Annotated in this window: 13 protein-coding genes and 2 pseudogenes; 8 read left to right on the top strand and 7 right to left on the bottom strand. The window is 64.3% G+C overall.

Annotation, left to right across the window (positions count from 1 at the left end):
* Positions 1-65: 65 nt before the first annotated feature.
* The 4 genes from XcuCFBP2542_RS15625 to hsdR all read right to left on the bottom strand — a co-directional run bounded on the left by XcuCFBP2542_RS15625 (position 66) and on the right by hsdR (position 7725).
* Positions 66-1433, bottom strand: a complete 1368-nt coding sequence (locus tag XcuCFBP2542_RS15625; protein ID WP_104604694.1) for a restriction endonuclease subunit S — start codon at positions 1431-1433, stop codon at positions 66-68.
* On the bottom strand, positions 1426-2964 hold the full coding sequence (locus XcuCFBP2542_RS15620; RefSeq protein ID WP_104604692.1) for a class I SAM-dependent DNA methyltransferase: 1539 nt from the start codon (positions 2962-2964) through the stop codon (positions 1426-1428). Before XcuCFBP2542_RS15620 ends, XcuCFBP2542_RS15625 begins: the two co-directional genes overlap by 8 nt.
* Positions 2961-4163, bottom strand: a complete 1203-nt coding sequence (locus XcuCFBP2542_RS15615) for a Fic family protein (protein WP_104604690.1) — start codon at positions 4161-4163, stop codon at positions 2961-2963. The genes XcuCFBP2542_RS15620 and XcuCFBP2542_RS15615 overlap by 4 nt, the downstream gene beginning before the upstream one ends.
* Positions 4164-4251: 88 nt before the next feature.
* A complete protein-coding gene (gene hsdR / locus XcuCFBP2542_RS15610; protein ID WP_104604688.1) occupies positions 4252-7725 on the bottom strand; it encodes a type I restriction-modification system endonuclease in 3474 nt (1157 codons plus the stop codon).
* Positions 7726-7994: 269 nt separating this feature from the next.
* Here hsdR and XcuCFBP2542_RS15605 point away from each other — a divergent pair, with 269 nt between their 5' ends.
* From XcuCFBP2542_RS15605 to XcuCFBP2542_RS15590, 4 genes are all read left to right on the top strand, one after another.
* Positions 7995-8228, top strand: coding sequence for an XAC0095 family protein (locus XcuCFBP2542_RS15605; RefSeq protein WP_104604686.1), 234 nt, complete (start codon positions 7995-7997; stop codon positions 8226-8228).
* 369 nt (positions 8229-8597) lie between these two features.
* On the top strand, positions 8598-10241 hold the full coding sequence (locus tag XcuCFBP2542_RS15600) for a CHASE2 domain-containing protein (RefSeq protein ID WP_104604684.1): 1644 nt from the start codon (positions 8598-8600) through the stop codon (positions 10239-10241).
* Positions 10234-10620 (top strand): hypothetical protein, encoded by a 387-nt coding sequence (locus XcuCFBP2542_RS15595; protein WP_104604682.1) that lies wholly within the window; start codon positions 10234-10236, stop codon positions 10618-10620. Before XcuCFBP2542_RS15600 ends, XcuCFBP2542_RS15595 begins: the two co-directional genes overlap by 8 nt.
* Positions 10611-12113, top strand: a complete 1503-nt coding sequence (locus XcuCFBP2542_RS15590; RefSeq protein WP_104604680.1) for a M48 family metalloprotease — start codon at positions 10611-10613, stop codon at positions 12111-12113. Before XcuCFBP2542_RS15595 ends, XcuCFBP2542_RS15590 begins: the two co-directional genes overlap by 10 nt.
* A 109-nt stretch (positions 12114-12222) precedes the next feature.
* On the opposite strand, the pseudogene XcuCFBP2542_RS20250 reads toward XcuCFBP2542_RS15590, so the two are convergent.
* Positions 12223-12330: pseudogene (locus XcuCFBP2542_RS20250) on the bottom strand (TetR/AcrR family transcriptional regulator); the annotation flags it as partial.
* A gap of 18 nt (positions 12331-12348) precedes the next feature.
* Positions 12349-13095 (bottom strand): EAL domain-containing protein, encoded by a 747-nt coding sequence (locus XcuCFBP2542_RS15585; protein ID WP_104604678.1) that lies wholly within the window; start codon positions 13093-13095, stop codon positions 12349-12351.
* A 265-nt stretch (positions 13096-13360) separates the two neighbouring features.
* On the opposite strand from XcuCFBP2542_RS15585, the gene XcuCFBP2542_RS15580 reads away from it, so the two are divergent.
* Positions 13361-13999, top strand: coding sequence for an HD domain-containing protein (locus tag XcuCFBP2542_RS15580; protein WP_104604676.1), 639 nt, complete (start codon positions 13361-13363; stop codon positions 13997-13999).
* Between the two features lie 102 nt (positions 14000-14101).
* Positions 14102-16630 carry an excinuclease ABC subunit UvrA gene (locus tag XcuCFBP2542_RS15575; RefSeq protein WP_104604717.1) on the top strand — a complete coding sequence of 843 codons (2529 nt, stop codon included), beginning with the start codon at positions 14102-14104 and terminating at the stop codon, positions 16628-16630.
* Between the two features lie 1237 nt (positions 16631-17867).
* On the opposite strand, the gene XcuCFBP2542_RS20115 is transcribed toward XcuCFBP2542_RS15575, so the two are convergent.
* Positions 17868-18542 carry a hypothetical protein gene (locus XcuCFBP2542_RS20115; RefSeq protein ID WP_249027674.1) on the bottom strand — a complete coding sequence of 225 codons (675 nt, stop codon included), beginning with the start codon at positions 18540-18542 and terminating at the stop codon, positions 17868-17870.
* Between XcuCFBP2542_RS20115 and XcuCFBP2542_RS15570 the strand changes: the two genes are divergently transcribed.
* Both XcuCFBP2542_RS15570 and XcuCFBP2542_RS20340 read left to right on the top strand, forming a co-directional pair.
* Entirely contained in the window at positions 18435-23387 is a 4953-nt protein-coding gene (locus XcuCFBP2542_RS15570; RefSeq protein WP_249027672.1) for a transducer protein car, read from the top strand. The two genes, XcuCFBP2542_RS20115 and XcuCFBP2542_RS15570, sit on opposite strands and share 108 nt — an antisense overlap.
* A gap of 242 nt (positions 23388-23629) precedes the next feature.
* Positions 23630-23942: pseudogene (locus tag XcuCFBP2542_RS20340) on the top strand (helix-turn-helix domain-containing protein); the annotation flags it as partial.

The raw sequence follows: 23942 nt of genomic DNA, 5'->3' as shown, positions 1-23942 counted from the left end.
CATCTGGGTCTCCATCTGAGGATTCAAGGGAGCGGACAACTATCGTGACATGGGGGGCCACAGGGTCAGCTTGTTGCCGCCTTGCGGCCACGTTTTGGTTTGGGTGCGGCGGCGCGCTGGGCGCGGATGCGTTCCAGCAGCACGCTGGCCGGTTCGTCGCTGGGGTCCTGCGGCACCAGTTCGCCGCAGAAGGCCTTGGCGAGCAGGCTCTGGGTCAGGGCGTCGATGCGCTTTCGCGCAGCTGCGACCTTGGCTTCCAGCTGATCGGCGTAGGCGAAGAGCTGCTCGACGCGGCGGACGATTTCGGCTTGGGCGGAAAGCGCGGGAAAAGTGAATGTTAGCGACTTTATTTCGTCGCTATTGATGTTGTTGACGCCGCTCGTGGATCTAGCGATCTGCTCGATCACTTGGCGAATCGCAGGAGATTTGAGCCAATAATTGACAAATCTCGGGATGGATTTCGCTTTATCAAGGCGAACGCGAATTAAGTATCCGGCAAATAGAAGACCCTGTTCTTTTTCGGATACAACAGCGGACTTTCCAACTAGCTCCACGCTTCCGTTCGAGCGAATCAGGACGATATCCCCCTTCATGAGTTCGAGCTTCTTGATCTCGGTTTTTGAAAAGTCGGAAGACTTCATGTCATCAAGAACAATCCCCTTATTGCCAATGTTGGGGATTCTAAGTACGCCAGTAGTACCGCCGTTATAGTCGCACTTCTGCGCGGTGCCATACCTCAGGTCCTCGATCACCGATGAAAATTTCACCTCCTGCCAATGAACAGCTTCAGCGGGGATGTCGCCGTTCCCGGTTAGGCGCGCTGAAAAAGCCGCAGCGAGTGTGGACTGACGGAAGCGCTTGAGCAGGGCAGGGATGGCGTCGATGCGGGTCTTGAGGGTGTCGACCTGGGCCAGCAGCGCATCCAGCTTCTGCGCGATGCGCTTTTGCTCTGCGAGCGGAGCGAGCGGGACTGAAATTTCCTCGAAGTGCCCGGGCTTTAGATTGTTAATGTTTACGCCAGCCGCAAGTTCCGAGACACGATCACGGTACGCGCGACTTTGAGTGAAGTGATAGAGATAGCGAGCATCAATTTCTTGCGAGGCACGGAGCACGCCGCAAAAGGCTCCAAAGCTACCTGACCATGGAGCCTCGACCTGTGCGCTTTTACCCACAATGCTTCGGCTTCCGCTGGACATGGCGACGACGATGTCGCCTGCCAAAAGGGCTTGCGTCCTCGATACGCAATCTTCTGGAACGAAAACCAGGTCATCAACGACGAGCTTCCCGGAATTGATGTTATTTGCGCGAAGAATGGGGAGTAGGCCTTCTTCGGCGGTGCTTTGAGCTTGTGATTTGTTGTAGGTAACGCCTCTGACTGTGTCCGCTAAACCCGAAAGAGCGCTAGTGCACCACCCAGCCGGCAACTCACTCACCGTCCACCTCGCCGCTGGTCACTTCCAGCCCCATCACCTCGGCCAGCAGCCGCTTCTGTTCGAGCGCCTCATCACCGGCGCCCAGCGCCTGCATCAGCGCGTCGAGTTCGCGCAGCGCTTCGCTGAGTTCGGCCATCGCTTCGGCGGCCAGCACTTCGGGTGCGGGCAGGCTGCTGGCATCTACGCTGTCGGCGTCCTTGAGCCAGCTGATGTCCAGCGAGTCGCCGCGCTCGGCGATCTGGGCGCGAGTGAAGCAACGGAAGCGCCCTTGTTCCCCTTCATCGGTGCGCGGGTTGGCGCCGTTGGGATCGGTGCCGTAGGCCTCCTCGAACGGTTTCAGATGCGCCGGCCCGAACGGGGTGCGCTTGCCGAAGTTAGGCATGTTGCTGCGCAGGTCGTAGACCCACGTCGCCTGGGTGCAGTGGGTGTCCTGGCGCGGGTTGGCGGCGGTGCCTTTCTGGAAGAACAGCACATTGGTCTTGACGCCCTGCGCGTAGAAGATGCCGGTGGGCAGGCGCAGCAGGGTGTGCAGGTTGCACTTGTCCATCAGGTCGCGGCGGATCTCGGTACCGACGCCGGCCTCGAACAGCACGTTGTCCGGCAGCACCACGGCGGCGCGGCCACCGGGCTTCAGGCCTCGGTAGATGTGCTGCAAAAAGGCAAGCTGCTTGTTGCTGGTCTTGTAGGTGAGGTCGTCACGGGTGGGTCCGCCGCCGCCCTTGGCGGTGCCGAATGGCGGGTTGGACAGGATGATGTTCACGGGAGGCAGTTTCTTGCCGGGATCACCCAGGCTGTTGCCGAGCTGGACCACGCCGGCGCCTTCGCCGGACAGGCCGTGCAGCAGGCAGTTCATCAGCGCCAGGCGGCGGGTGCCGGGCACCAGCTCCATGCCGGTATAGGCCTTGTGCTGCTGGAAGCGGCGGGCTTTGTCGTCGAGCGTGTACAGATCGTCGGTGTTGGCCTTGATGTAGGCATCGGCGGCGATCAGAAAGCCGGCGGTACCGGCGGCCGGATCCTGCAGGGTTTCGCCGGGCTGCGGCTGCAGGCAGCGGATGATGGCGTCGATCAGCGGGCGCGGGGTGAAGTACTGGCCGGCGCCGGACTTGGTCTCGTTGGCGTTCTTCTGCAGCAGGCCTTCGTAAAGGTCGCCCAGGCCGTCCTCGCGCGCGCTGAACCAGTCCAGCCCGTCGAGCGCGGTCACCAGGGTTTCCAGATGACGCGGCTCCTTGAGGCGGGTCTGCGCGTCGGCGTAGATGGCGGCGATCATTGGATCGCTGCTCTTCCCTAAGTCCAGCAGCATTTGCCGGTAGTGATTGAGCAGGTTGAGGCCGGACTTGCCGTTGAGATCAGGCCAGCGGCTGCCGGCGGGCAGCTTGTGCTCGAAGGCGTCGTTGTTGCGTACCTGCTCGTATTCCATCTTGACGAACAGCAGCAGCACCAGCTCGGTGACGTAGTCGCTGTAGTTGATGCCGTCGTCGCGCAGGACGTCGCAGAGGTTCCAGAGTTTCTGGACGATATCGTTATGGGTCATGGGGTGCTGCCTTGTTCTGAAGTGGTGCGGGCCGGCAGCGCGATGCTGGAGGCCGGCGTGTTGATGGCGTAACGGGTGCTGCGGCCACTGCCGGGCAGGCGGCGCAGGCAGCCTTTTTCCAGCAGGTCGGCCAGGTGGCGGGTGGCGGTGGCCTTGGAGACCTTGGCCACGGCCTGGTATTGCGAGGCGCTGATGCCGTGTTCGAAGCCGCGTTCGCCGCCGTCGAGCAGGCGATTGAGCACCTTGACCTGTTCGGCCGACAGCGGCTGTGCGTGATGCTGCTGCCAGAAGCGTGCTTTGGCCAATACTCGATCGATGCGGTGCAGTGCCTGTATGAGGCTGTCGTGCAGGGTAGTGAGGAACCAGTGTAACCAGTGGGTGATGTCGAGCAGGCCTTTCTGGGTAGTTTCCAGGCTGCGGTAGTAGCCGCTGCGGTCGGCGAGGATGCTGGCCGACAGTGCATGGAAGTGGATCGCCTGCGGTTGCGCCTGGGCCAGGGCGAGATCGGTGAGTGCGCGGGTGAGGCGGCCATTGCCGTCGTCGAACGGGTGCAGAGTGACGAACCACAGATGGGCGATGCCGGCACGCAGCAGCGGGTCCAGCGTGGCGTCGGTGCGCGAGCTGGCGAACCAGTCGAGGAAGGCGGCGAGCTGGGTGTCGAGCCCCTCTCGCGGCGGGGCTTCGAAGTGGACGGTGGGGCGGTCGAGCCGGCCGGAGACGACCTGCATCGGCTCATCGCCACGCAGCGCGCCAATGCGGATGCGCGTGGGCAGCAGACTGTCCTGTTCGGCAAACAGCCAGCGGTGCCATTGCAGCAGGCGGGGCAGGTCCAGCGGGGTGTCGGGGTGGCCGGTGGCGTCTAGCATCAGCGCGGCCAGCCCCTCGCTGCGGCCAGTGGTGCGGCGAGGGCTGTCTTCGGCCAGGCCCAGATGGCGGGCCAGCGAGGAGCGTACCGAGCCGACATCCAGCCGCTCGCCCTCGATGGCCGAGGAGGTGACGATGTTGGAGAGCAGGGTGTCCAGCGCTTCGGCGGCCTGCTGGTCGCCGGCGACCGCGCCAGCCATGCCGAGCAGCTGGCCGTGCGCGTGCTGGCAGTCGCGCAGCAGTGCCGCCAGGGCATCGGCCTGCCAGTGGACGCGAGGCCAGTCGGGCTGTTGCCAGATCCAGCGAGTGCAGGGGGCGGTTGTTCGGTTGGGCATCGGTGAGCCGATTGGTCGATTTAATTGGCTCTTTGAATGAGCCGATTATCCCGACTAATCGGCTCATACGCCAGTGTCAATTACTGACTCAGCCAGTCTGATCCCACAGATGCTCGCCCAGATCGCCCAAGATCTGGTCCAGCCGGCCATCGAGCAGGCGGTCCAGCTGCAGGGCGCCGCCATCGCCGCTGAAGTTGCGTTGCACGGTGTCGCGGTCCATGACCACCTCGTGTATCAGCTGCTGGGCCAGCCGCTTGAGCCAGCGCCGCTGCACCGGCGTCCAGCTGCGCTGGGCATAGATGCTCTGCATGGCCTTGTCGACACGCTGCTCGAACGGCACCAATGCCTCGCCCAGCGCGGCACGGCGGATGTAGCCGATGATGCTGGCGGCGACCTCCTGCTGGGTGCTGTCGCGCCACGCGCCGCGCAGGTGGGCCTCGCTGTAGCCGTGCTGGTCGAGCAGCAGGCGTACCTCACGCAGCTGGGCGCGGGTGAGGTCGCGGGGGCGGTTGACGATGACGCTGAGCGCGGCGGACTGGTTGATCTGCTCGCGGATGAAGGCGTTGAAGCTGTCCAGGTAATCGGTGGGGGCCTCGTTGACGCCATAGTTCTGTGCGCGTTCGAGCAGGGTGTCAGTGTGTTCGGAAATGACCGGATAGCGGTCCGTGCCCAGCAGCACGCCCACTTCGGCCAGTTGCTCCACCAGGCGCGAGTGCTCGCGGAGGAAGCTGGCGGCATTGCGCGCGCCGAGCTTGTGCAGATGAGTGTGCAGCACGGCGGGCGCCACGCCCCAGGAGGTTTCCAGCTCGCTGAGCTTGTCGCGCAAATCCGGGCGCTGCTCGGCGCGATGCTGGGCCTTGCGTAGCACGCGCATGATGCGCTGGCTCAGTTGGTCGAGCGCGTCGTCGGCGTGGCTGCCGCCGTTGCTGCCTGGGGCATCGAAGCTGCGCTGTTGGCTGAGCTCGTGGACCAGTTGCTCGATGCTGATGTTGGGGTCCTTGACCAGCGGGCGCATGGTGTCGACGTCTTCGAGCGCGGTGTACAGATCGACCGGATCGAAGATGCGGAATACAGTCTTGCCGATGTCGTCGCAGCGGCGGGTGGCGCGGCCCTTCATCTGTTCGTAGAGAATGCGCGAGCGGACCCGGCGCATGAACACCAGGTTGGCGATACGCGGCACATCGATGCCGGTGGTCAGCAGGTCGACGGTGATGGCGATAGTGGGGTGGCGCTCGTTCTTGTAGTTGCGGATCAGCTGGTCGACCTTGTCGCTTTTGCCGGTGATCACCGCGACGCTGGCTTGGTTGTAGTACTTGCCATGGACCTGTTTGAAGGCCTCGTCCAGCTGGTTCTTGACGCGCTCGGCGTGGGGCTGGCTGACGCAGAAGATCAGGGCCTTTTCCTCGCCGTCCGGGTCCAGTTCGATGGCGAGCTGCTCGCAGACGACCCGGTCGAAGTCCGCGGTTATCACACGCCGGTTGAACGACTCGATATTGAAGTCGAGTTCGTCTTCCAGGTCTGCGGTATCGACTTCGCCGGTCTGCGTGTTGATGACGCTGACGCGCTCGCCGCGATCGAAATGGATGCCGTTCTTGCCGAGCGCGGTGGTATAGCGGATGGGCGGCTCGTGGTCGATCAGCCAGTCATCTGCCACTGCTTCGCGGTAGCTATAGGTGTAGATCGGCTTGCCGAAGATCTCGGTGGTGTGCTTGGCCGGCGTGGCGGTCAGGCCGATACGGCAGGCATCGAAGTAGTCGAGCACGCGGCGGTATTGCGACAGGTATTGCGCGTGGTCGCGCACGGCCAGCTCGCCTTCGGTCATTTCCTGGTCGAGCGTGTAACCGCGGTGGGCTTCGTCGACGACGATGCAGTCGAAGGTTCCGATCGGTGGCGGGTCATCGGACTGGAAAATGCGCCGGACCATGGCCTGCACAGTGGCGACCTGCACACGGGTCTCATCGGCGGTGCGGGTGTCGTCCAGGCCATCGAGGTTGTAGATCTGCGTCAGCGTCTGGTTCTGCTCCAGCTGCATGTCCTGCATCGCCTCGGTGGCCTGGGTGCCGAGCGCGGAGCGGTCGACCAGGAACAGAATCCGGTGGAAGCGCTCGGCCTTGAGCAGACGGTAGATCAAGCCAATCATTGTGCGCGTCTTGCCGGTGCCGGTCGCCATCGCCAGCAGGCAGTTGCGTGAGCCCGATGCCAGCGCGTCTTCCACTGCCTGGATCGCGCGCTGCTGGTAGTCGCGCAGGTTGAGGTAGGCGAAGCCTTCCTGGGCCAGATCGCGCTCGGCCTGGTCGCGATCGCGGGTGAGCAGATCGGCGATGTCCTCGGGCGTGTGGAACTTCTGCAGCGGGCGCCGCAGATTGGCCGGTGAGCGCAGGTCGCGGAACCAGATGCCCGATTGCTCGGCCAGCTGCTTGACATAAGGACGGCCGTTGCAGGCGAATGCCAGCGGCACCTGGAAATGGCCGCCCTGGCCATCGGCCCAGCCTGCGATCTGGATGGTGGCCGAATAAGCGGGTGTCAGGTCGCGGCTCATCACGAAGTCGCGTGCGTAGCGCTCGGCCTGGGGAATCCGGTCGGCAATGTTGATCTGCTTGCGCTTGGCCTCGACGACGGCGACCGGCGTGAGGCCGGCGAACAGCACATAGTCGGCGTTGGCGCGCGGCACCTTGGTGGGCCACTCGGCGATGGCGAGATTGCGCCCTTTTTCCGGGCGGATGCCCTTGGCGTGGGTGAGGTCGAGGGAGTCTGCTTCCCAGCCGGCCTCGCGCAGCTGTTGGTCGATCAGGATGCGGGTGAGGTCTTCGCTGAGGTCGAAGTTGTTGCTGGCCTGCTGGGTGGCGCCGGCGACCTGTTGGGTGGCGGCCGGGCGGGCGGTGTCCGGCTGTTGCAGGCTGGCGATGCGTTGTTCGAAGTCCTGGCGGAGCCGTTGCAGTTCCTGTTCGCGTTGGACTGCCAGCGCCGACTGCTCACGCGCTTCGACGTCCATCGCTTCGGCAAGCTCGGCGTTGAGCTTGGCTTCGCTGTTCTTGAGTTCGGCGAGCGCCTGGCTCTGGTCGTGTTGCTGGCGGGCGGTATCCAGCTCCGCTTTCAGGCGATGGACCTCGGCCTGCACGTCGCGCAACGGCGCGGCTGGATCCTTCGGGGGCACGAAAGCACCAGCCTTGAATTCGGCGGTGTTCCTGCCGAAGGCCCGGTGGTACCAGACCGCCAGGTCGCGGGCGACCTTCAGGCCATCCATCGCTTCGCGGTGTTGCGTGGTGAAGCTGTGGGTCGCCTTGTTGTCCTCGACCCGCAATACGTGGAACAGCTCCAGGATCCGCCGGTCCAGGCGCAGCTCGCGTGCGAGCTGGTAGATCAGATCCGCCTGGGTCGTTCGTTGATCGTGGAGAATGCCGGCGCGCCCGGCGAGATCCTGGGCAAGTGCTTCGGCGAACTGCCGGAGCTTGATCAGCGTGGTGTTGGGATCACTGGCAAAGACCTGCTCGGCCATCGAGGCCAGCTTGAAGAAGACCGGATCGTGTTCCTGCAGGAAGGAAAAGTTGCTATCGACAGTCACACGCGTATCCGTACAGTGGCGCCCGGCGGGACGGCATCTCGCGGTAGCCATCATAGGTCACCGATGCTGCCGTCGTCATTCTAGCGCCGGATGCGATGGACCGAGATGTGATGGCTTGGGCCGTCCGCAGCAACTTTGTTGGCCGCTACGCAAGTTGTTCCCATGAGTTCCCAGTCTTTTGTCGACAACTCAAGTCGTTGCCGCAATCAAACTCGGGGGCAGCATACGACAACGGTGGCCTTGCTTGATTGGTCACTGCGAGAGATCCAATGGCCGAGGCGCATCATCACTTGTATGCGAACACTGGCTACTACCTGCCAGAACACGCGCAATACCGCTTGCAGCAACTGCGCGACCATATGCGGTTTCTGGCGCGCCTGGCGCAGCCACGCGCGCAGGCCGAAGAGCAGTTGCGGCAGCCGTCCGTCTGCGTGGACGCGTTGGGGTTCTGCCTGGAGCTGTTGTCAGAGCAATTGAACGTGTTGCTTGTGCAGTTGCAGTAGCCCGCACATCTGCAACAAGACGTGCCCACCAACGAGTGTGCTAGCACTGAGGAGCCACGATGCCGTGGCCAATGACTGCCTGAGTTACGTGCTGAAGAGTACACAGTCACCAAAGACACTGTGCTGTCTCCGTTGATCTGATCCATCGTGGGACTGGACCTATTGCGTGTGGCGTGCTTGGTGCATATGGATCCAGCACTGCCACACTGGAGGCGGGGGGCGCATGCCATCCCTGATGAAGCAGCATTCGTTAGCGGGTGTCATTCACCTGGCTGGGCAGCTCCGCCACTACGAAGACTCCGCTGCCAAGCACATCACACTCTGCACATCAGACGCTCAAGCCAGCCGCAGCGCTGCCGCTAGCAATCCATGAGCTGGCCGCTTATTGCGCCGGCCTTGTGGCAGGAGCCAGGTTTGGTCTTACAGGACAATTCGACGGATCAGCAGGGCGCGGCGGCGCCGGATGGCCTGCGACAGCGGGCCGATGGATTGGTTGGTCTCAGTAACATGATCGGGCGCCGAGCCTGGCTGCGGCGACCTGCTGCGTGGGCGTTGCGCTGGGTGGACGTCAGCTTACGGATTTTCGTGATCGCGTTCCTGTTCGCAGTGGTGATCGGGGTGATTGACCCGTTCGGGCTGAAGCGTGCCGGTGAAGTGCAGTCGCAACGGATCGCGGGGCGGATGTTTGCGCCGTTCTATGGGATGCCGCCGACATCCGCCGGTTCGCCAGCGGCGAGTGCGCAAGACCATATCGCGGTGGTGTTGATCGACGATCACACCTTGCAGGCGCGCGAGTCGGCGTGGCCGCCGCGCTACAGCTATTACGACGAGGTGCTGCGGCGGGTGTTGGCGCAGCAGCCGCGGGCGGTCTATGTCGACATCCTGATGGAGCAGCGGCGCGACTACGACGACAGCTATACGGACGCGCGCGACGGCATTGCGGCCGAGATCGGCTGCGCGAAGGTGCCGGTGTTGTTCGGAGTGTCGGCTCCGGGGCGGCGTTCCATCTTTTCCGGGGTGGGCTCTGCGGCATCTGGGTGCAGCACCGCCTTGCCTGCGAGCAATAGCGACATTGTGCCTGTTGCCCAGGATGTGGTGACCAGCTGGAAAGGCGTTGGAAGCGACTACCCGCTGTTGCTGGCGGCCAAGAACGTACGTGACGAGGGCTGGGTGCCGTCACTGTCGACCGGGCCAGGGTTCGGGGCGGACTATCGCTCGGTGGCCCTGGCGTTGTATCAGCAGGCCTGCCGTACACGTTCGGATGCGGGCTGCCGCGAGAGCGCGCGGGCGCTGAACGCCCAGGCGCTGGGCACGCCGATGTCGGTACAGTGGGGGTCGACCTTGCCGCGATTGCCTGTGCAGCCGCATGGGCTGGGCTGCGTTCGTACTGCGCCTGTGGGATGGTGGAGTCGTCTGGCAAGTGCGGCTGGGCTGACTGTCGATGGCTTCCTAAGCGGTCTCGACGAGCAGGTGGAGAACCACCGACGTGAACGCTGCGCCTACACCCTGACCGTGTTCGAAGAACAGCTGGACGACCCGACGCTGGCCGCCGTGTTGAAGGACCGTGTGGTGCTGATCGGCACGCGCTTGAACGGTCTTGGCGACCAGGTGATCTCGCCCGTGCACCAACAGCTGCCGGGCGTCTACCTGCATGCCATGGCGCTGGATAACCTGATGCAGTGGGGAAGCGAGCGGATGTACACCGACAGCCTGCGCGACCGCCTGTCCGAACTGCTCGGCATGTTGCTGATTTGCTTCACTGCCGGTGCCGCCTTGCTGCTCACCCCACGCATATCGCCGCGCTGGCTGCGCAGCGCCGTCGTCGTGGTGGCCTGCATTGGTAGCAGCCTGTTGATCGTGCTGGTTTCGCAGCTCTACCTGCGGCAACCGCCCGGCCACTGGCTTTCCGCCCTGGTGCTTGCCTGCGTCGCGATCTGGGAGGTGAGCTGGTGGAATGTTCGCGAACAACCGTCGGCCAGGCCTGCCGAGATACCGGAGACCATACATGAGTGATGCGATAAAGCGATTCCAGCCGTTGCTGTTGCTGGTAGCTCTGCAGGTACAGCCAGTCTTGGCTCAAGAGTTGCGGCAGCCGCATGTGGCCGAGGTGTATGGGCAGTTGATGACCTATGAAGAAGTCGACGGTAGATTCCGACGCTCGGAGCCTTTGCCGGCAGGCATCGATGTGCGCCAAGCCAGGGTCACCCGTGTTTCTCCCAAGGGCTACGTGCTTGTCGAGACGGCCAACGGGCCGGTCTGGCTGGATAAGTTGAAGGTGAAGGTCGCCGGCGACCTCAAACTCTCTGGCAATGTTCGTTGCACCAGCATGGTCAGTGAGGCCAGCGATGCAGTTACCGCAGGCGTGCGCGGCGTCGGCGAGGGATGTCGGTGACGTCGGTGCGCTGCATGTTGGCAATGGTACTGGCGCTGCTGGTTGCTGCGCCTGCTAGCGCCGGCGATAAACGAATCGAACAGAAGCATATCGACGCGATCGGCCGCGGTCTGCAGATCTTCACCGGGGCCAACCAATCGCTGCGGCAGGGGCAGGTGATGACGGCACTGCAGCGGCAGCGTTGGACATATGGCACGGTGCAACACGCGCAGCTCGATGCCGACCTCGATCAGGTGTTGCAGGAGATTCGCGCGGTGGCCGGCGCGTCGGCGCCGGCGGCCAGAATCCATGTCACGCCTGCGCCACTGCTGGAAGCCTATGCGAACGACGACGGCTCCATCTTCATTGCCGCCGGCATGCTGTCGAACCTGCCCAGCCGGGATGCGTTGGCGGCATTGATTGCACATGAGTATGCACACGTGCTGATGCGCCATGCCGGCGCCAGCATGCTCGAACGCCTGAGTAATGTAGGGGGTGGTCTGACGTCGCTCTATCTGGATCAGGCCTACGTGGACGCGCAGCGCCGGGGCAACGCAGAGACCGGATATGTACGCCAAGCAGTGATGCGCGAGGCATTGATGCAGTCGGTGCAGGCGGGAATCGTGCCCAGGCGGATGCGTCTGCAGGAAGAAGATGCTGATCGCAAGGGTGTCGATCTGATGATCGCCGCCGGCTACAACCCGCTTGGAATGATGGAACTGTTGACACTGATGGAGCTGTGGGAGCAGCAGAACAAGCGGGCCAGCGCAGAGGCGATCGCACAGGCTGGGCTGTCCGGAACGGTGGAACGGTATCTCAAGGCGAGCGATCAGGCGCAATCGGCCGCGCACAAGGTGGGCGACCGCGGCTTGGTCGATGGCGTCATCACGACCCTGGTTCAGGGAGTGAACCGATCCGTGGACCGCGCCGGCCGTAGTCATCGCGTGGCGGAAAAGCGTGCAGAGCAAGCGCGCGGGCATATCGAGGCGCACTACAGCGATGCCGAGCGTGCTGATATACGCGCTCTGCCCTGGGAACAACAGCCAAGCGTGGCCGAACTGTTCGCCGATCTGGAGCAAATTCAGGCATTGATGCAGGACAAAGCCAGGCAGCTGCGGCGTCGCGATGCCGAGCCCACCGCGCTGGCGTCACTGCTCGCGCGGCCAGCTGGGCAGACGCCGCTGGGCCGCTATCTGCAGTTGCGCCTTAATGTGAATTTCACCGACGACGGCGCTGCGCTACTGGAACGGCAGCGCGAACTAGCGCGCGGTGATTCACTGTTCATTGCCCACCAGTTCGTGCTGGAGGATGCTGATCGTTATCGCCAGCGCGAGCATGCGTTGCAGCTGCTTTCTATCAGCCGGAAAAGCCTCGGCGACCCGCCGGAACTGCTCCCCTACGACATCCGCTTCCAACGACGCATGGGCAAGGACGACCTGGCTAAGCTCGCATTGGCCCGCTGTGCGGGAACTGGCGACGCACGCCTGCGGCGTGCCTGCGAGCAGGCGCGGTAGGCCAGTTCTTTGCTTTTACGATAAACGATCACAAGGCACGGTAATCCTGCTTCGCTGTAGACGATGATGCTATGCGGAGCATGGGGATGCAGGCGTATGCGGTTGAATTCATGCTGCTGGGCATCACGCTGTGCAAACCACCGCACAGGGCGGCGATGACGGAGATGCGGGCCTGAAACTGGTATTCGCTGCTGGCGGTTTCGGCGTGGCTGCGCAGTCGTTGCGTTGGCCACTGTCAATCCGGCCATTGCACCTGCGGTAGCGCTCCGATCTGCGGGCGGGCGAACAGGTAGCCTTGTTGCAGGTGAATGCCCAGGTCGCGCAGGGTGCGGTATTCGTCGGCTTGTTCGATGCCTTCGGCGATGACGGCGACGTGCAGCTCTTCACACATGCGGGTGACGTGGCGCACGATGGCCTGGCGGCTGCGGTCGGTGTCGATGCCGCGGACCAGCGCAATGTCCAGCTTGAGCAGGTCGGGCTGGAAATCGGCCAGCAGGCCGAGGCCGGCATAGCCGGCGCCGAAGTCGTCGATGGCGGTCTTCATGCCGCGCGCGCGGTAGGTGCGCAGGATGTCGAGCAGGTGTGCCGGGTCGGCCAGGTGTTCCTGCTCGCTGACTTCGAAGATGATGGCCTGCAGCGGCCAGCCGTATTGCGCGGTGGCCGCGAGCGTGGCACGCAGGCAGTGTTCGGGGTTGTAGACCGCGTTGGGCATGAAGTTGATCGACAGCAGCGTGGGCAGGGCGATCTGCGCGGCGCATTCGATCGCCTTGATGCGGCAGGCCTGGTCGAAGGCGTAGCGGTTGTGCGTGTCCACCGAGGCCAGGATGCTGCCGGCCGATTCGCCGTTGATGCCCCGCACCAGCGCTTCACCGGCATAGATCTGTCGTGCCATGACGTCCACGATGGGCTGGAAGGCCATGGTGATGGCGGTGGGGAACTCATGACCATCGCGGCAGGCGGTGCAAACGGGAAGGCTGGACATGGTGTGGGAAGTCGTGCGACCTGGAACGAGCCTACGCTATCGGCCGCAACGGTGCGTCATTGAGCACGCTGGCCGATCCGATGCCCGGCAGGCAAGTCAGGTACAGCCGGTGCACGGAAGCGGCAAAGCGTTCAGGCTCCCGTGTTACCTGCCAGGGCATTTGTAGGATACGACCGGCCGAGCTCGCTGCAGGTGTCGTAGCGTCGTCACCCGGCGCGTGGTCGGGCCCGGCGATACTGGGTGCATTGCTCGCATCGGATGCCCCATGACCGCTCTTACCGAACGCTATGCCCAGGCCGTGGATTACGCGCGCATCGCCCATGCCGGGCAGCTGCGCAAGGGCACCCAGGTGCCGTATCTGAGCCACCTGCTGGGCGTCTCCACACTGGTGCTGGAATGCGGTGGCGACGAGGAGCAGGCCATTGCCGGGCTGCTGCACGATGTGGTGGAAGACTGTGGCGGTGGGCATGAGGCATCGATCCGCGCGCAGTTCGGCGACAGCGTGGCCGATATCGTCATGGCCTGTACCGATGCCACTGCCGAAGACAAGGCCGAGGTGGACGATAGCGAGCGCGCGCGCAAGCGCGATTGGCGCGAACGCAAGCTGGCGTACCTGGAGCATCTGCGCAAGACGCCGGAGCGCGCCTTGCTGGTGTCCGGTTGCGACAAGCTCTATAACGCACGCAGCATCGTGCAGGATCTGGAAAATCCTGCGGTGGGTCAGGACATCTTCAACGTCTTCACTGCCGGCCGCGATGGCACCTTGTGGTACTACGCCGCGCTGGAAGAGATCTTCCGCATCCGCGATGCGGCGACTGCGCGCCTGTTCAGTGCGGTGGTGGTGCGCATGCAGGCCCTGGCCGAGATCGCCGAGCAGCCGGTACCGACGCACGCGCCGGCGTGAGCTAACCCCGCAACGCATCTGCAATAACCGACCGCGCGCACTGACGTTGGCTGCATGCCTGCCGCGCTAGGCTGGGGCCTTGTCGATTCCGGTTTGATGGTCATGTCCAACGCAACATCCGCTTCCTCCGGCCAGGTGCACGTGCGCGGCGCGCGCGTGCACAACCTCAAGAATGTGGATGTGGATATTCCACGCGATGCGCTGGTGGTGTTCACCGGGGTGTCCGGCTCGGGCAAGTCGTCGCTGGCGTTCGGTACCCTCTTTGCCGAAGCGCAGCGGCGCTATCTGGATTCGATTTCGCCCTATGCGCGGCGCCTGATCGACCAGGTGGGCGTGCCGGAAGTGGATGCCATCGACGGGCTGCCGCCAGCGGTGGCCCTGCAGCAGGCGCGCGGTGCGCCAAGCACGCGATCGTCGGTGGGCAGCGTCACCACCCTCTCCAATTCGCTGCGCATGCTGTACTCGCGTGCCGGCCACTATCCGCCGGGGCAGCAGATCATCTATGCGGACGGGTTCTCGCCGAACACGCCGGCCGGTGCCTGCCCTACCTGCCACGGCCTGGGCCGCATCTACGACGCGACCGAGGCGACCATGGTGCCGGACCGCAGCCTGAGCATCCGCGAGCGCGCGGTGGCGGCCTGGCCCGGTGCCTGGCACGGCCAGAACCAGCGCGACATCCTCACCACGCTGGGCCATGACGTGGACCTGCCGTGGCACAAGCTGCCGAAGAAGACCCGCGACTGGATTCTGTTCGCCGACGAGCAGCCGGTGGTGCCGGTGTATGCCGGCTACGACCTGGACGAGGTCAAGCGCGCGCTCAAACGCAAGGAAGCGCCAAGCTACATGGGCACCTTCACCAGTGCGCGGCGTTATGTGTTGCACACCTTTGCCACCACCCAAAGCGCGCAGATGAAAAAGCGCGTGGCGCAGTACCTGGTGAGCACGCAATGCCCGCAATGCGACGGCAAGCGGCTACGGCGCGAAGCGCTGTCGGTCACCTTTGCCGGGCTGGATATCGGTGAATTGTCGCGGCGTCCGCTGGACGAGGTGGCCGAGTTGCTGCGCCCGGCGGCAGAGGCCGACCTACGCATGCAGGGCAGGAAGAAGGGCATTGCCGATCATCCGGGACAGCGCATCGCCGCGCAACGCATCGCGGCGGATCTGCGCGCGCGCATCGCGGTGGTGCAGGCGCTTGGCCTGGGATATCTCAGCCTGGAGCGCAGCACGCCCACCCTGTCGCCGGGCGAACTGCAACGGCTGCGGCTGGCCACGCAGATCCGCTCGCAGTTGTTTGGCGTGGTGTATGTGATGGACGAGCCATCGGCCGGCCTGCACCCGGCCGATGCGCAGGCGCTGCTGGGCGCGCTGGACCAGCTCAAGGCGGCGGGCAATTCGGTCTTCGTGGTCGAGCACGAAGTGGACGTGATCCGCCACGCCGACTGGATCGTGGACGTGGGCCCGGCCGCCGGTGCGCATGGCGGGCAGGTGCTGTACAGCGGTCCGCCCGCCGGGCTGGAGACGGTGGAAGCATCGTCCACGCGGCGCTATCTGTTCGGTGCGCCGCCGCAGGTGCCTCGCCATGCGCGGCAGGCCCGTGACTGGCTGCAGTTGCGCGGCATCACGCGCAACAACGTGCGTGGCCTGGATGTGGATCTGCCGCTGGGGGTGTTCACCACCGTCACCGGCGTGTCCGGCTCGGGCAAGTCGTCGTTGATTAGCCAGGCACTGGTGGAACTGCTCGCCACGCATCTGGGCCAATCACAGTCAGAAGACGAGCAGGCGCTGGATCCGCTGGAGCGCGGCACTCAGGTGCCGGTGGAGGGTGCGATCGTTGGCGGGCTGGATCGGGTGCGCCGGCTGGTACGCGTGGACCAAAAACCGATCGGGCGTACGCCGCGCTCCAATCTGGCGACCTACACCGGCTTGTTCGACCCGGTCCGCAAATTGTTTGCGGCCACGCCCGCCGCGCGTCGCCGCCGCTACGACCCGGGGCAGTTCTCCTTCAACGTCGTCAAGGGCCGCTGCGCCACCTGCGAAGGCGAGGGCTCGGTGTCGGTGGAGTTGCTGTTCATGCCCAGCGTCTACGCGCCATGCCCCACCTGCCACGGCGCGCGCTATAACGCCAAGACGCTGGAGATCGAACTACGCGGTCACACCATTGCCCAGGTGCTGGAGCTGACCGTGGACCAGGCCGCAACGTTCTTTGCCGACGATGCCAGCGTGCTGCGACCGTTGCAGGCGCTGCGCGAAGTAGGGCTGGGCTATCTGCGGCTGGGCCAGCCGGCCACCGAACTCTCCGGCGGCGAGGCGCAGCGCATCAAGCTGGCCACTGAGCTGCAACGCGCCCAACGGCGCGACACGGTCTACGTACTGGACGAGCCCACCACCGGCCTGCATCCGGCCGACGTGGACACCTTGATGACGCAGTTGCAGGGTCTGGTGGAGGCGGGCAATACGGTGATCGTGGTCGAACACGATATGCGCGTGGCTGCCAGCAGCGACTGGGTGCTGGACATGGGCCCGGGTGCGGGCGATGCCGGTGGCACGGTGGTGGTTGCCGGTACGCCGGCGCAGGTGGCGCAACAGGCCCACAGCCGTACCGCTGCATCTCTAGCAGAGTGGATCGGTTAGTCCTACTGTGTCATTAAACACGAAGGTGTAGAGGCATCTGTCCAATTTAATGACACGGTAGGATTGGGCGACGCAGGTCGGATCTTACCAACAAGGTCGGAACTCAAGCCACGTCATGCTTCGCCATCTCGCGCAGCGTTTCGCATTCGAAATGCCGCGCTACCCTCCACGCACTAAATTCTTGCTGGCGAGACGGCGGTACGTTGGATGCCTGACGCGCCGGCAACCATACATGCTGACAAGGTGTCATTTCTTCTGGGAGGGAGTGCGACATGCGCTTAATGGCGTCAGGACAACAGCGTTACGCGCGGTAGCGAGATTGTGTTCAATCGCATGCCCGCCATCGGGGTAGCGACGCTCGCGTGAGCGCGCATCTTTGCGGGATCCGACGGTTGGTATGAGTTGGTCGTGCATCAGTGCGCCACTAAGTGCTTCGGGTTTGCCCGCGTCCGGTTGAGTACCGCCGATCGAGCCGAATGCTTTGCCTGACGCACGCTTTGCGCAATGTCAGGGACCCACAGGCCTGTCTGATCGCGACGTACGTCCTTGGGACTTCACAATTTGAGGCGTCACCGTACCGATGCCTCACCAAACATCCTACTTTTTGGATAGTTCGATGACCACGCCAGACTTCATCGCTTCAACGGGCGCGCCCCGGCCGCTGCCGACGCCAGCGTCGGTCGAGGCACCGGCGCCGACCACACCCTCACCGCAGGGGCCTTCCGCCGAGCCTACTTCTCCTGCGTTTGCCGCCTTGCCGGCAAGGCGAGGCGCGTCCAGAACCTCGGTTGCTAAGGTCCGCGTGCACAGTTCCCTGTCGCAGCATGGCCGACGTACCGGTGTGCAGTTGGACGGCTCCTCGGCGTCGGATCGCGATATCGCACGCATGATCGACGCGTGGCTTGCGCGTCGGCCGGCGATCCAGAGCGAATCGGCGCTAGGCGGCGGCGGACGGCTGCTGCGCTATGTGGCCGATCCCAAGGACCCGCGGATGCCACGCAACGAAGCGTTCTTCACCACAACGCCGGGTTTGCTGATCGCAGGATTGACCGTGCATCCGGACGTCGAACATCGCACCGGCACGGCGCCAACAGCCGATCAGGTCGCCAGCCAGCTTACCGACCCACCGATTGGCCTGCTGACTGGTATCTGGCAGGCGACCGATGGTCAATGCTTCACCTATCGTGCCAGCAAGCTGCATCGTGCCGATGCGAGCCAGGGTTGGGCACCGGTTCCGCTACCCGCCAGATGCCGTGCGCACGTAGATATCCGAATGCTCGGGCGGCAGGCCGATGGGGCGGTGTATATGCAGGCGGGTCCACATTGCTGGCGTGCCGGCAGCGAGCAGATCTCCATCAGTGTCGACAACCTGCCCGAGCATGCCGTGTTGCGCTTCGATGCAGCTGGCAGGCCGTGCATGCTCCATGATGGCGTGCTGCGCCGCTGCGATGAGGACAGCCCCGGTCGGGTGCTGGAGTTGTTGCGTCCGGTGCCTGGCGGCCCAGCGTTCGAATCGACGCCTGCGTTGCCGGTCGATCTGCTGCCGCTGGCTCATCCTGACGTTGAGGCGGCGTTGGTGCTCGATGACAAGGGGCGTGTGTATGAGGCGGATCTGCGCGGCACCGGGCCGATTGTTGCACGGCGCCTGACCCTGCCGGATCGGGTGGAGCGCGCCCAGGGATGGGCGGTCACGTCCATGGGGCTGGCCACCGACAACAGTGTGCATCTTGTGCTGGAAGACAGCTCCGGGCACCGCATCGCGTTGCAACGGCCGGCAGGGCAGGCGAGATTCCAGCCGGCGTTGATGCTCGACCGTCCGCTTCTGCTGATGCGCAGCGAAGGACTGCAGCTGCCCACCGATGAGGCGATACAGTCGCAGGTGGTGCTGGATGGGCATGCCCGGTTGGGACATCTGGACGGGGTGCTGCACTACTCGCCCGCGCCGGACCAGCCATGGGAGCGGTTGACGCTTGCCGATGGCGCGCCACTCACCGGGGTTGTCTCGTTGCACAGCGGACCGCGTGGATTCGTTGATCGTCGGCCGGTATTTGCGCTACTGGCTGCGCCGCCGCAACTGGTCGAAATCATGCTTCCCGGGCGGACCACCTGGCTTGCGGCCGATGCGGTGCCCACCACGCCTTCCGGTGGGCCGCTCGTCGTGGTGCCGGACGTGGTGGAGGTACGCTGCAAGCCAATCGCCCATTTCAACGAAGAGCTCGTCCAGGTGGCAGTGCATGCAGACCGCAGCGCGGTGGTGATGACGGCTTCGGGAACATTGCTCAAGGTGGAGGCGGAAGGCAACTGCAGTCCGATACCCTCGCTGCAGCGCCCGCTGGCCATCGCGGTCGGGTTGGACGATGTGCTGTATGCGTTGGACCATCCCCGCGAAGGGCCTGTGCAGCTATGCCGGCTTGCCGAGAACGGGCAGCGGGATGCGATACAGATCAGCTTTCCACAGACGCTACCGCCACCGCGTGGGCTGCGGAGTACGCGTACCGGGCAACTCCAGGTGCAGCTCGGCGCGGGCTGGCACACCGTGTTGCCAGCGATGACGGATACAGATGGCACCCGCCTGGCGGCACGCATTGCAGCGTCTCCGTCACCTGAGGAAGTCGCTGCTGCCGGTACTCAATCCGGTACCAATGCCCATATAAACCAGCAGCAGGCAAGTCGGATCAGTACGCCCGACCACGACGCAGCGATCAGTACGACCTTGCTGGGCACGACGTCCACCGATCAGTTGCGCTTGAACTCAAATGCGCAGGTCCTGGTCGAGAGCGGTCGCTCACAGGCCACCGCGCTCGCACAAGTGGTGGCAGACATCGTCGGCGGTGCGGTGCGCACCTTGGCCGGATGGACCGGCATGGCCCAGCCACCCACTCCGCAGCAACAGCGGCTTGCCGGCTTCCGCCAAGAGGCGATGCAGGCGCAGTCGCTTGCGCTGGAACTGTTCGACACGTTGCCGGTGCTGGCGGAGGTGCGCATTGCCGATGCGGCGTCTCCGCGCCAACCGGTTGAGGGACTTTCGCCTGACCAGCATGCTCACCTGGTGACGTTGCGCAGAACGGCCTTAGCCGGGCTGTTGCGCGATCTGCGCAAGATCGGATTCCGCGAAGGTGCGTTGGCCGCCGATTTTTCCATGGCGGACGGGGCTGCCATCCAGCGCACAAGTTCGACTGCCAGTTATCGAGCCGCTGAACTCTGGCGGCGGGCGCGTTCTGCGGTCACACGCGTTGTGGCCCAGAAAGACGATGACTTGCTGCCGTCGTTTGACCGTTGCATCGCTGCCCTGGCCGGTGGCGCGGCGCTGCATCCGCAGGCGTTGAGCGACACCGAGCATGCGCTGCTTGCCGAGTTGCGCGAGGTTAGCCATCGACTCAAAATCCTCCAGGTCGCTTTGCCGGCCCAGAAGGATCAAGCCGCCAACGCGTCCGATGCGCCCAATGCGCTGCGCGGTGCCTGCCTGCTCGCAGGTCTGGTCGAGTACAACGCGCTGCTGGGCGTTGCCGACGCGCAGGCGCTGGAGGCAGCCGATGCCAGGCGGCAGTCAGGGCTGCATACGCTGGCCAAGTTGGGGTTGTCGTCCTGGTGCGAATTGGAAGCATTCGATGATGTGGTGTCGACATTTCGGCAGGAGGTCACCACGCCCGGCAGCGCCCGCCAGCTACAGCTGCTCAAGAGTCTTGGCCTGCCGTTGGGGAGCGCCCCGGATGAAATGGCCTCGCGCATGATCGATGTGCTGCAGGACCTGTTCAATCGCAGCACCTTTTTCTCAAGTCGGGTGCGCTCGGCCGAACTGCGCGGCTCGCTGGGGTCGGCGCAATGGATGCTTGTCAATCCGATCAATGTCGGTATGGGCGGGGAGGCCATCCACGCGTTGGGCGTCGAGCGCATCGGCGATTCGAAGGACGGCGATGCGGGCCTGGTTGCCTTCTTCGTGCGCCACGCAAAAGCCACCGCGTCCGGAAGCGCAGGCCTGCGCATCGATCTTCGTCCCGGACCGGGAACCGGCGGGCATGTATATGTCAACTCGACACCAACGGTGTCTGCAACCTGGGGCGGCGCAGCAAATCTCGGGGTGGGCGGGAGCTATCAACACGGCATGGGTGCCGCCGTCATCCTGTCACCGGACACCATCCCCGAATTCGCCAGACTGTTGTTCGACCGGCACGCCGACGATACCACCAGCCTGTTACGCGCTGGCGTGGATGGTGGGGCGATCGGCCTGGATCTGTTCGAAACCAATATCAACGCGTCGCTCAACGTCAACCTGACCGTGCAGCCACTGGCAGTGCGGCATCCCTTCGGTGTGAAACAGCCTGTCGCACCTGGTGCAGCCACCGGTAATCCGCGCAGCGCGGTTGTGGGGTCTTTCCCGTTCGGCGTGACGGCGCAGATAGGTATGCAATGGAGCCAGATGGAATTGCATCTGGATCACGCCTGGCAAGACATCATCGGCCTGGAATTCCAGGGTCGTGTCGGCATCAACGCCGAGGTCAATGCCGGCATCAATCTTGGCGGCGCATTGACATCGGTACTGGGTCGCAATTTCAAGCGGCTGGTCAATGCCATCACTGGCGCCGGCTCGCTGCAGCTGGCAGGCGTACGCGTGGCATCCAGCGACGTGCAGTTGCCAACCGACGCGCTCCGGGACAATGCGCGCACAGGCGCGCTATTGGGCACTGCCAGCTACAAGCGCACCCTTGATGCGCGTGCAGCGCAGCCGGTGACGCGGCAGGGATGGGACACGTTGCGTGCACGGCTCAAGGCCATCTTTCCGGAAGGCAGCACCGAACTGGGCGCGATGGAGTATCCGGCCACGCCGGAAGAGCGCAGCGTCGTGCTGTGCAACGTGCTTCAACGAATCCAGGGGCCCGACGCACTGGCCATCGAAGCCGGCGCGGCGCTGGCCGGGGAGGCCCTGTCACAACAGCGGGCGCAGGCTGCGGATGCGACCGATGCCGCGGCGGCATCGTTATGGACAGGCGGCACGCCGTCCGAGCGCGCGTCGGTCGTCGACCTGCTGCATCAGCTGCGGCAGGAGGACGCCGCAGCCATCCAGCAACGGGCGTGCGTCATTCCCGGCGCCCGTGTGGAGATCAACATGTTCGGACGCGAATCGCTGGATGCGGTGGTCAGTCACGCCATCGGCCACTACGCGCTGGGCGAGAAGATGCGCGACGTTGCCGAGATGCGACGCAAGATTCCCGGCCTGGACGAGGTGTTGCGCAGGTTCAAGGACATCCCGCATGTCAATCAGGTCCGCTTCGTGTTTGAGATGCGGCCGCAGGCCATGGTGGCGATCAACGACGCGCTGGTCGCCAGGCAGCATGCACAAGCAGCAGCGGCACTGGGGTTGCCTGCGTCCAGCGACAAGATGTCTTGGCAGGACGTTCTTATCGCTGCTCAGCAATCGCCGGATCTGTACCGGCTTGCGGCCATCGCCGTGCACAACACCGACGAGAATCCGGTCACCAGCCGTGTCGGCTTGCCGCTGTTGAATGTGGCGTCAACTTCAGTGGCGTCGCATCAGCTGTTCGAGGCGGAGATTCAGTTCCGTTACGGGCTGTACGACCGCATCGAAGGGGCGGAAGTCCTCGAAGCCGGTGCGCGTGCGCTGCGCCGTCCACTGGACCGCCTGCAGCAGGCCGGCGTGCAGGCACTTGGTCAAGCTCAGCGGGCGCAGGTTCCGCCACCGGACCCGGTCTCTCCGCGTGGTGACCGCCCAGGATTACAGGAGGCGCGCGATGCTTCCTTCGAGCGGTATCTGCAGGCGGGCACGCTGCCGGATCGCCCGCACCTGCGCGCACTGACCCGCGAACTTACCCGCTTGGACCAACAGACCCAGCGCGTTGATGAGCAGCGCCGCACCTGCGCTGCCCTGCTGGAGAAGCTGGGCCCGACACAGGCTAAGGCACGCGAACGCATCGACCGGCTACTGGCCAGACTTGCGCCAACAGGCGAGGGCATCTCCGTCGCGGCGATTGCGCCGCCGTGGAGCTTGCGCCAGGTGCTTGCGTCGCTGCAGGCTGATCGCGCCGCGGTGACACAGGCCGATGACGCGCTCGCCCAGGCTTACCATCGCTTGCGCGACCATATGGACAAGCCTGGCAGGGTGCAAGACATTGCGGCCGCTCAGCATGCGTTTGAATTCCTGCTGCAGGCTGCACAAGGCGAGTTCAGCCTGGTTGAAGCGGTCGATTCCCTCCTGCGTCGGACCCAAGAAGCATATGACGCGCAAGAGGCGCAACTGCGCGACGTGGGCGAAAGGTTGGACGATCTAATGCGTCGCCTAAATGATCTGCAGAGCGTGTCTGATCGTGAGCGCGAGTTGATCGAAGACGCCGAGCGCGTTGTCGAGGCCCGACGCCAGAGGCTGCAGGCACTGCAAATGCAGCCGCCGAGCGCCGATGCTTCAGCGAACGATACAACCCGCAAGGTTGAGGCGGTCAGGGCCCTTGAAGATGCTCAAACCAAGCTGGACAGAATGCGGCAGCAATGGGCCGAAACGCGCGATCGCATCGGTGCTCTGGCCTCGTTGGCGCAAGGCCTGCGCGCCTGGCTGGTTGAAGAAGCCGATGCGTTGCGCGAGATCGATGCACACACCAGTGCCGCAGAGCAGACCATGATGCGGGCGCGCTCTATGGGTGACGAGGCGCGGGTTGCCGTGATGGCGACAGTGACGGTCACTGCTCGCGACGATGGCGTGCCCGGGACGATTGCCGAAGGCGAGCTCACCTTGGGCGATAAGCAATGAACAGGGATGCGCCTTGCTCGCTTCAATGCGCTCCTGCCAGCGGGCACCCTTGCAATACGCATCTGGGCTGCTTCACCCGACGGCGTAAGCCCGGCAGCGTCAGGGCGTCGATGATGGTTGGCGTACCAGTGCCGCGTTTACGGCAGTGGGTGGGGGGATTCGCCCGCGAAGTGCAACAGTCCTATAACGTAGCGGGCCAGGTGTCGTAGCCTGAGCCCCTACACGACCAAGTGGAGTTGCACATGCGCTATCGACACCTGACCCAGGACGAACGGTACCAGATTGCCTGGGGGTGTGATCTCTCTGTCTCCAATGCGGACATCGCCCGCCAGCTCGGCCGTCATGCCAGTACGATTGGCCGCGAGCGCGCGCGCAATCGTAATGCCAGTAGTGGAACGTACCGTGCCCAGCAGGCGCACCGCACCGCCCGCCAGCGTCGCAGTCAAGGCAGTAGCCACGCGCATGGGAATTGGATACGGTCCGCCCATCGCGCGGCACTGGCGTGCTGGTGACGCATGTCGAACGCAGCAGTGGCTATGTGCGTCTGGGCTGGAG

Source organism: Xanthomonas cucurbitae, assembly GCF_002939885.1.
Lineage (GTDB): Bacteria > Pseudomonadota > Gammaproteobacteria > Xanthomonadales > Xanthomonadaceae > Xanthomonas > Xanthomonas cucurbitae.
This window is presented reverse-complemented; position numbering and strand designations above follow the sequence as displayed.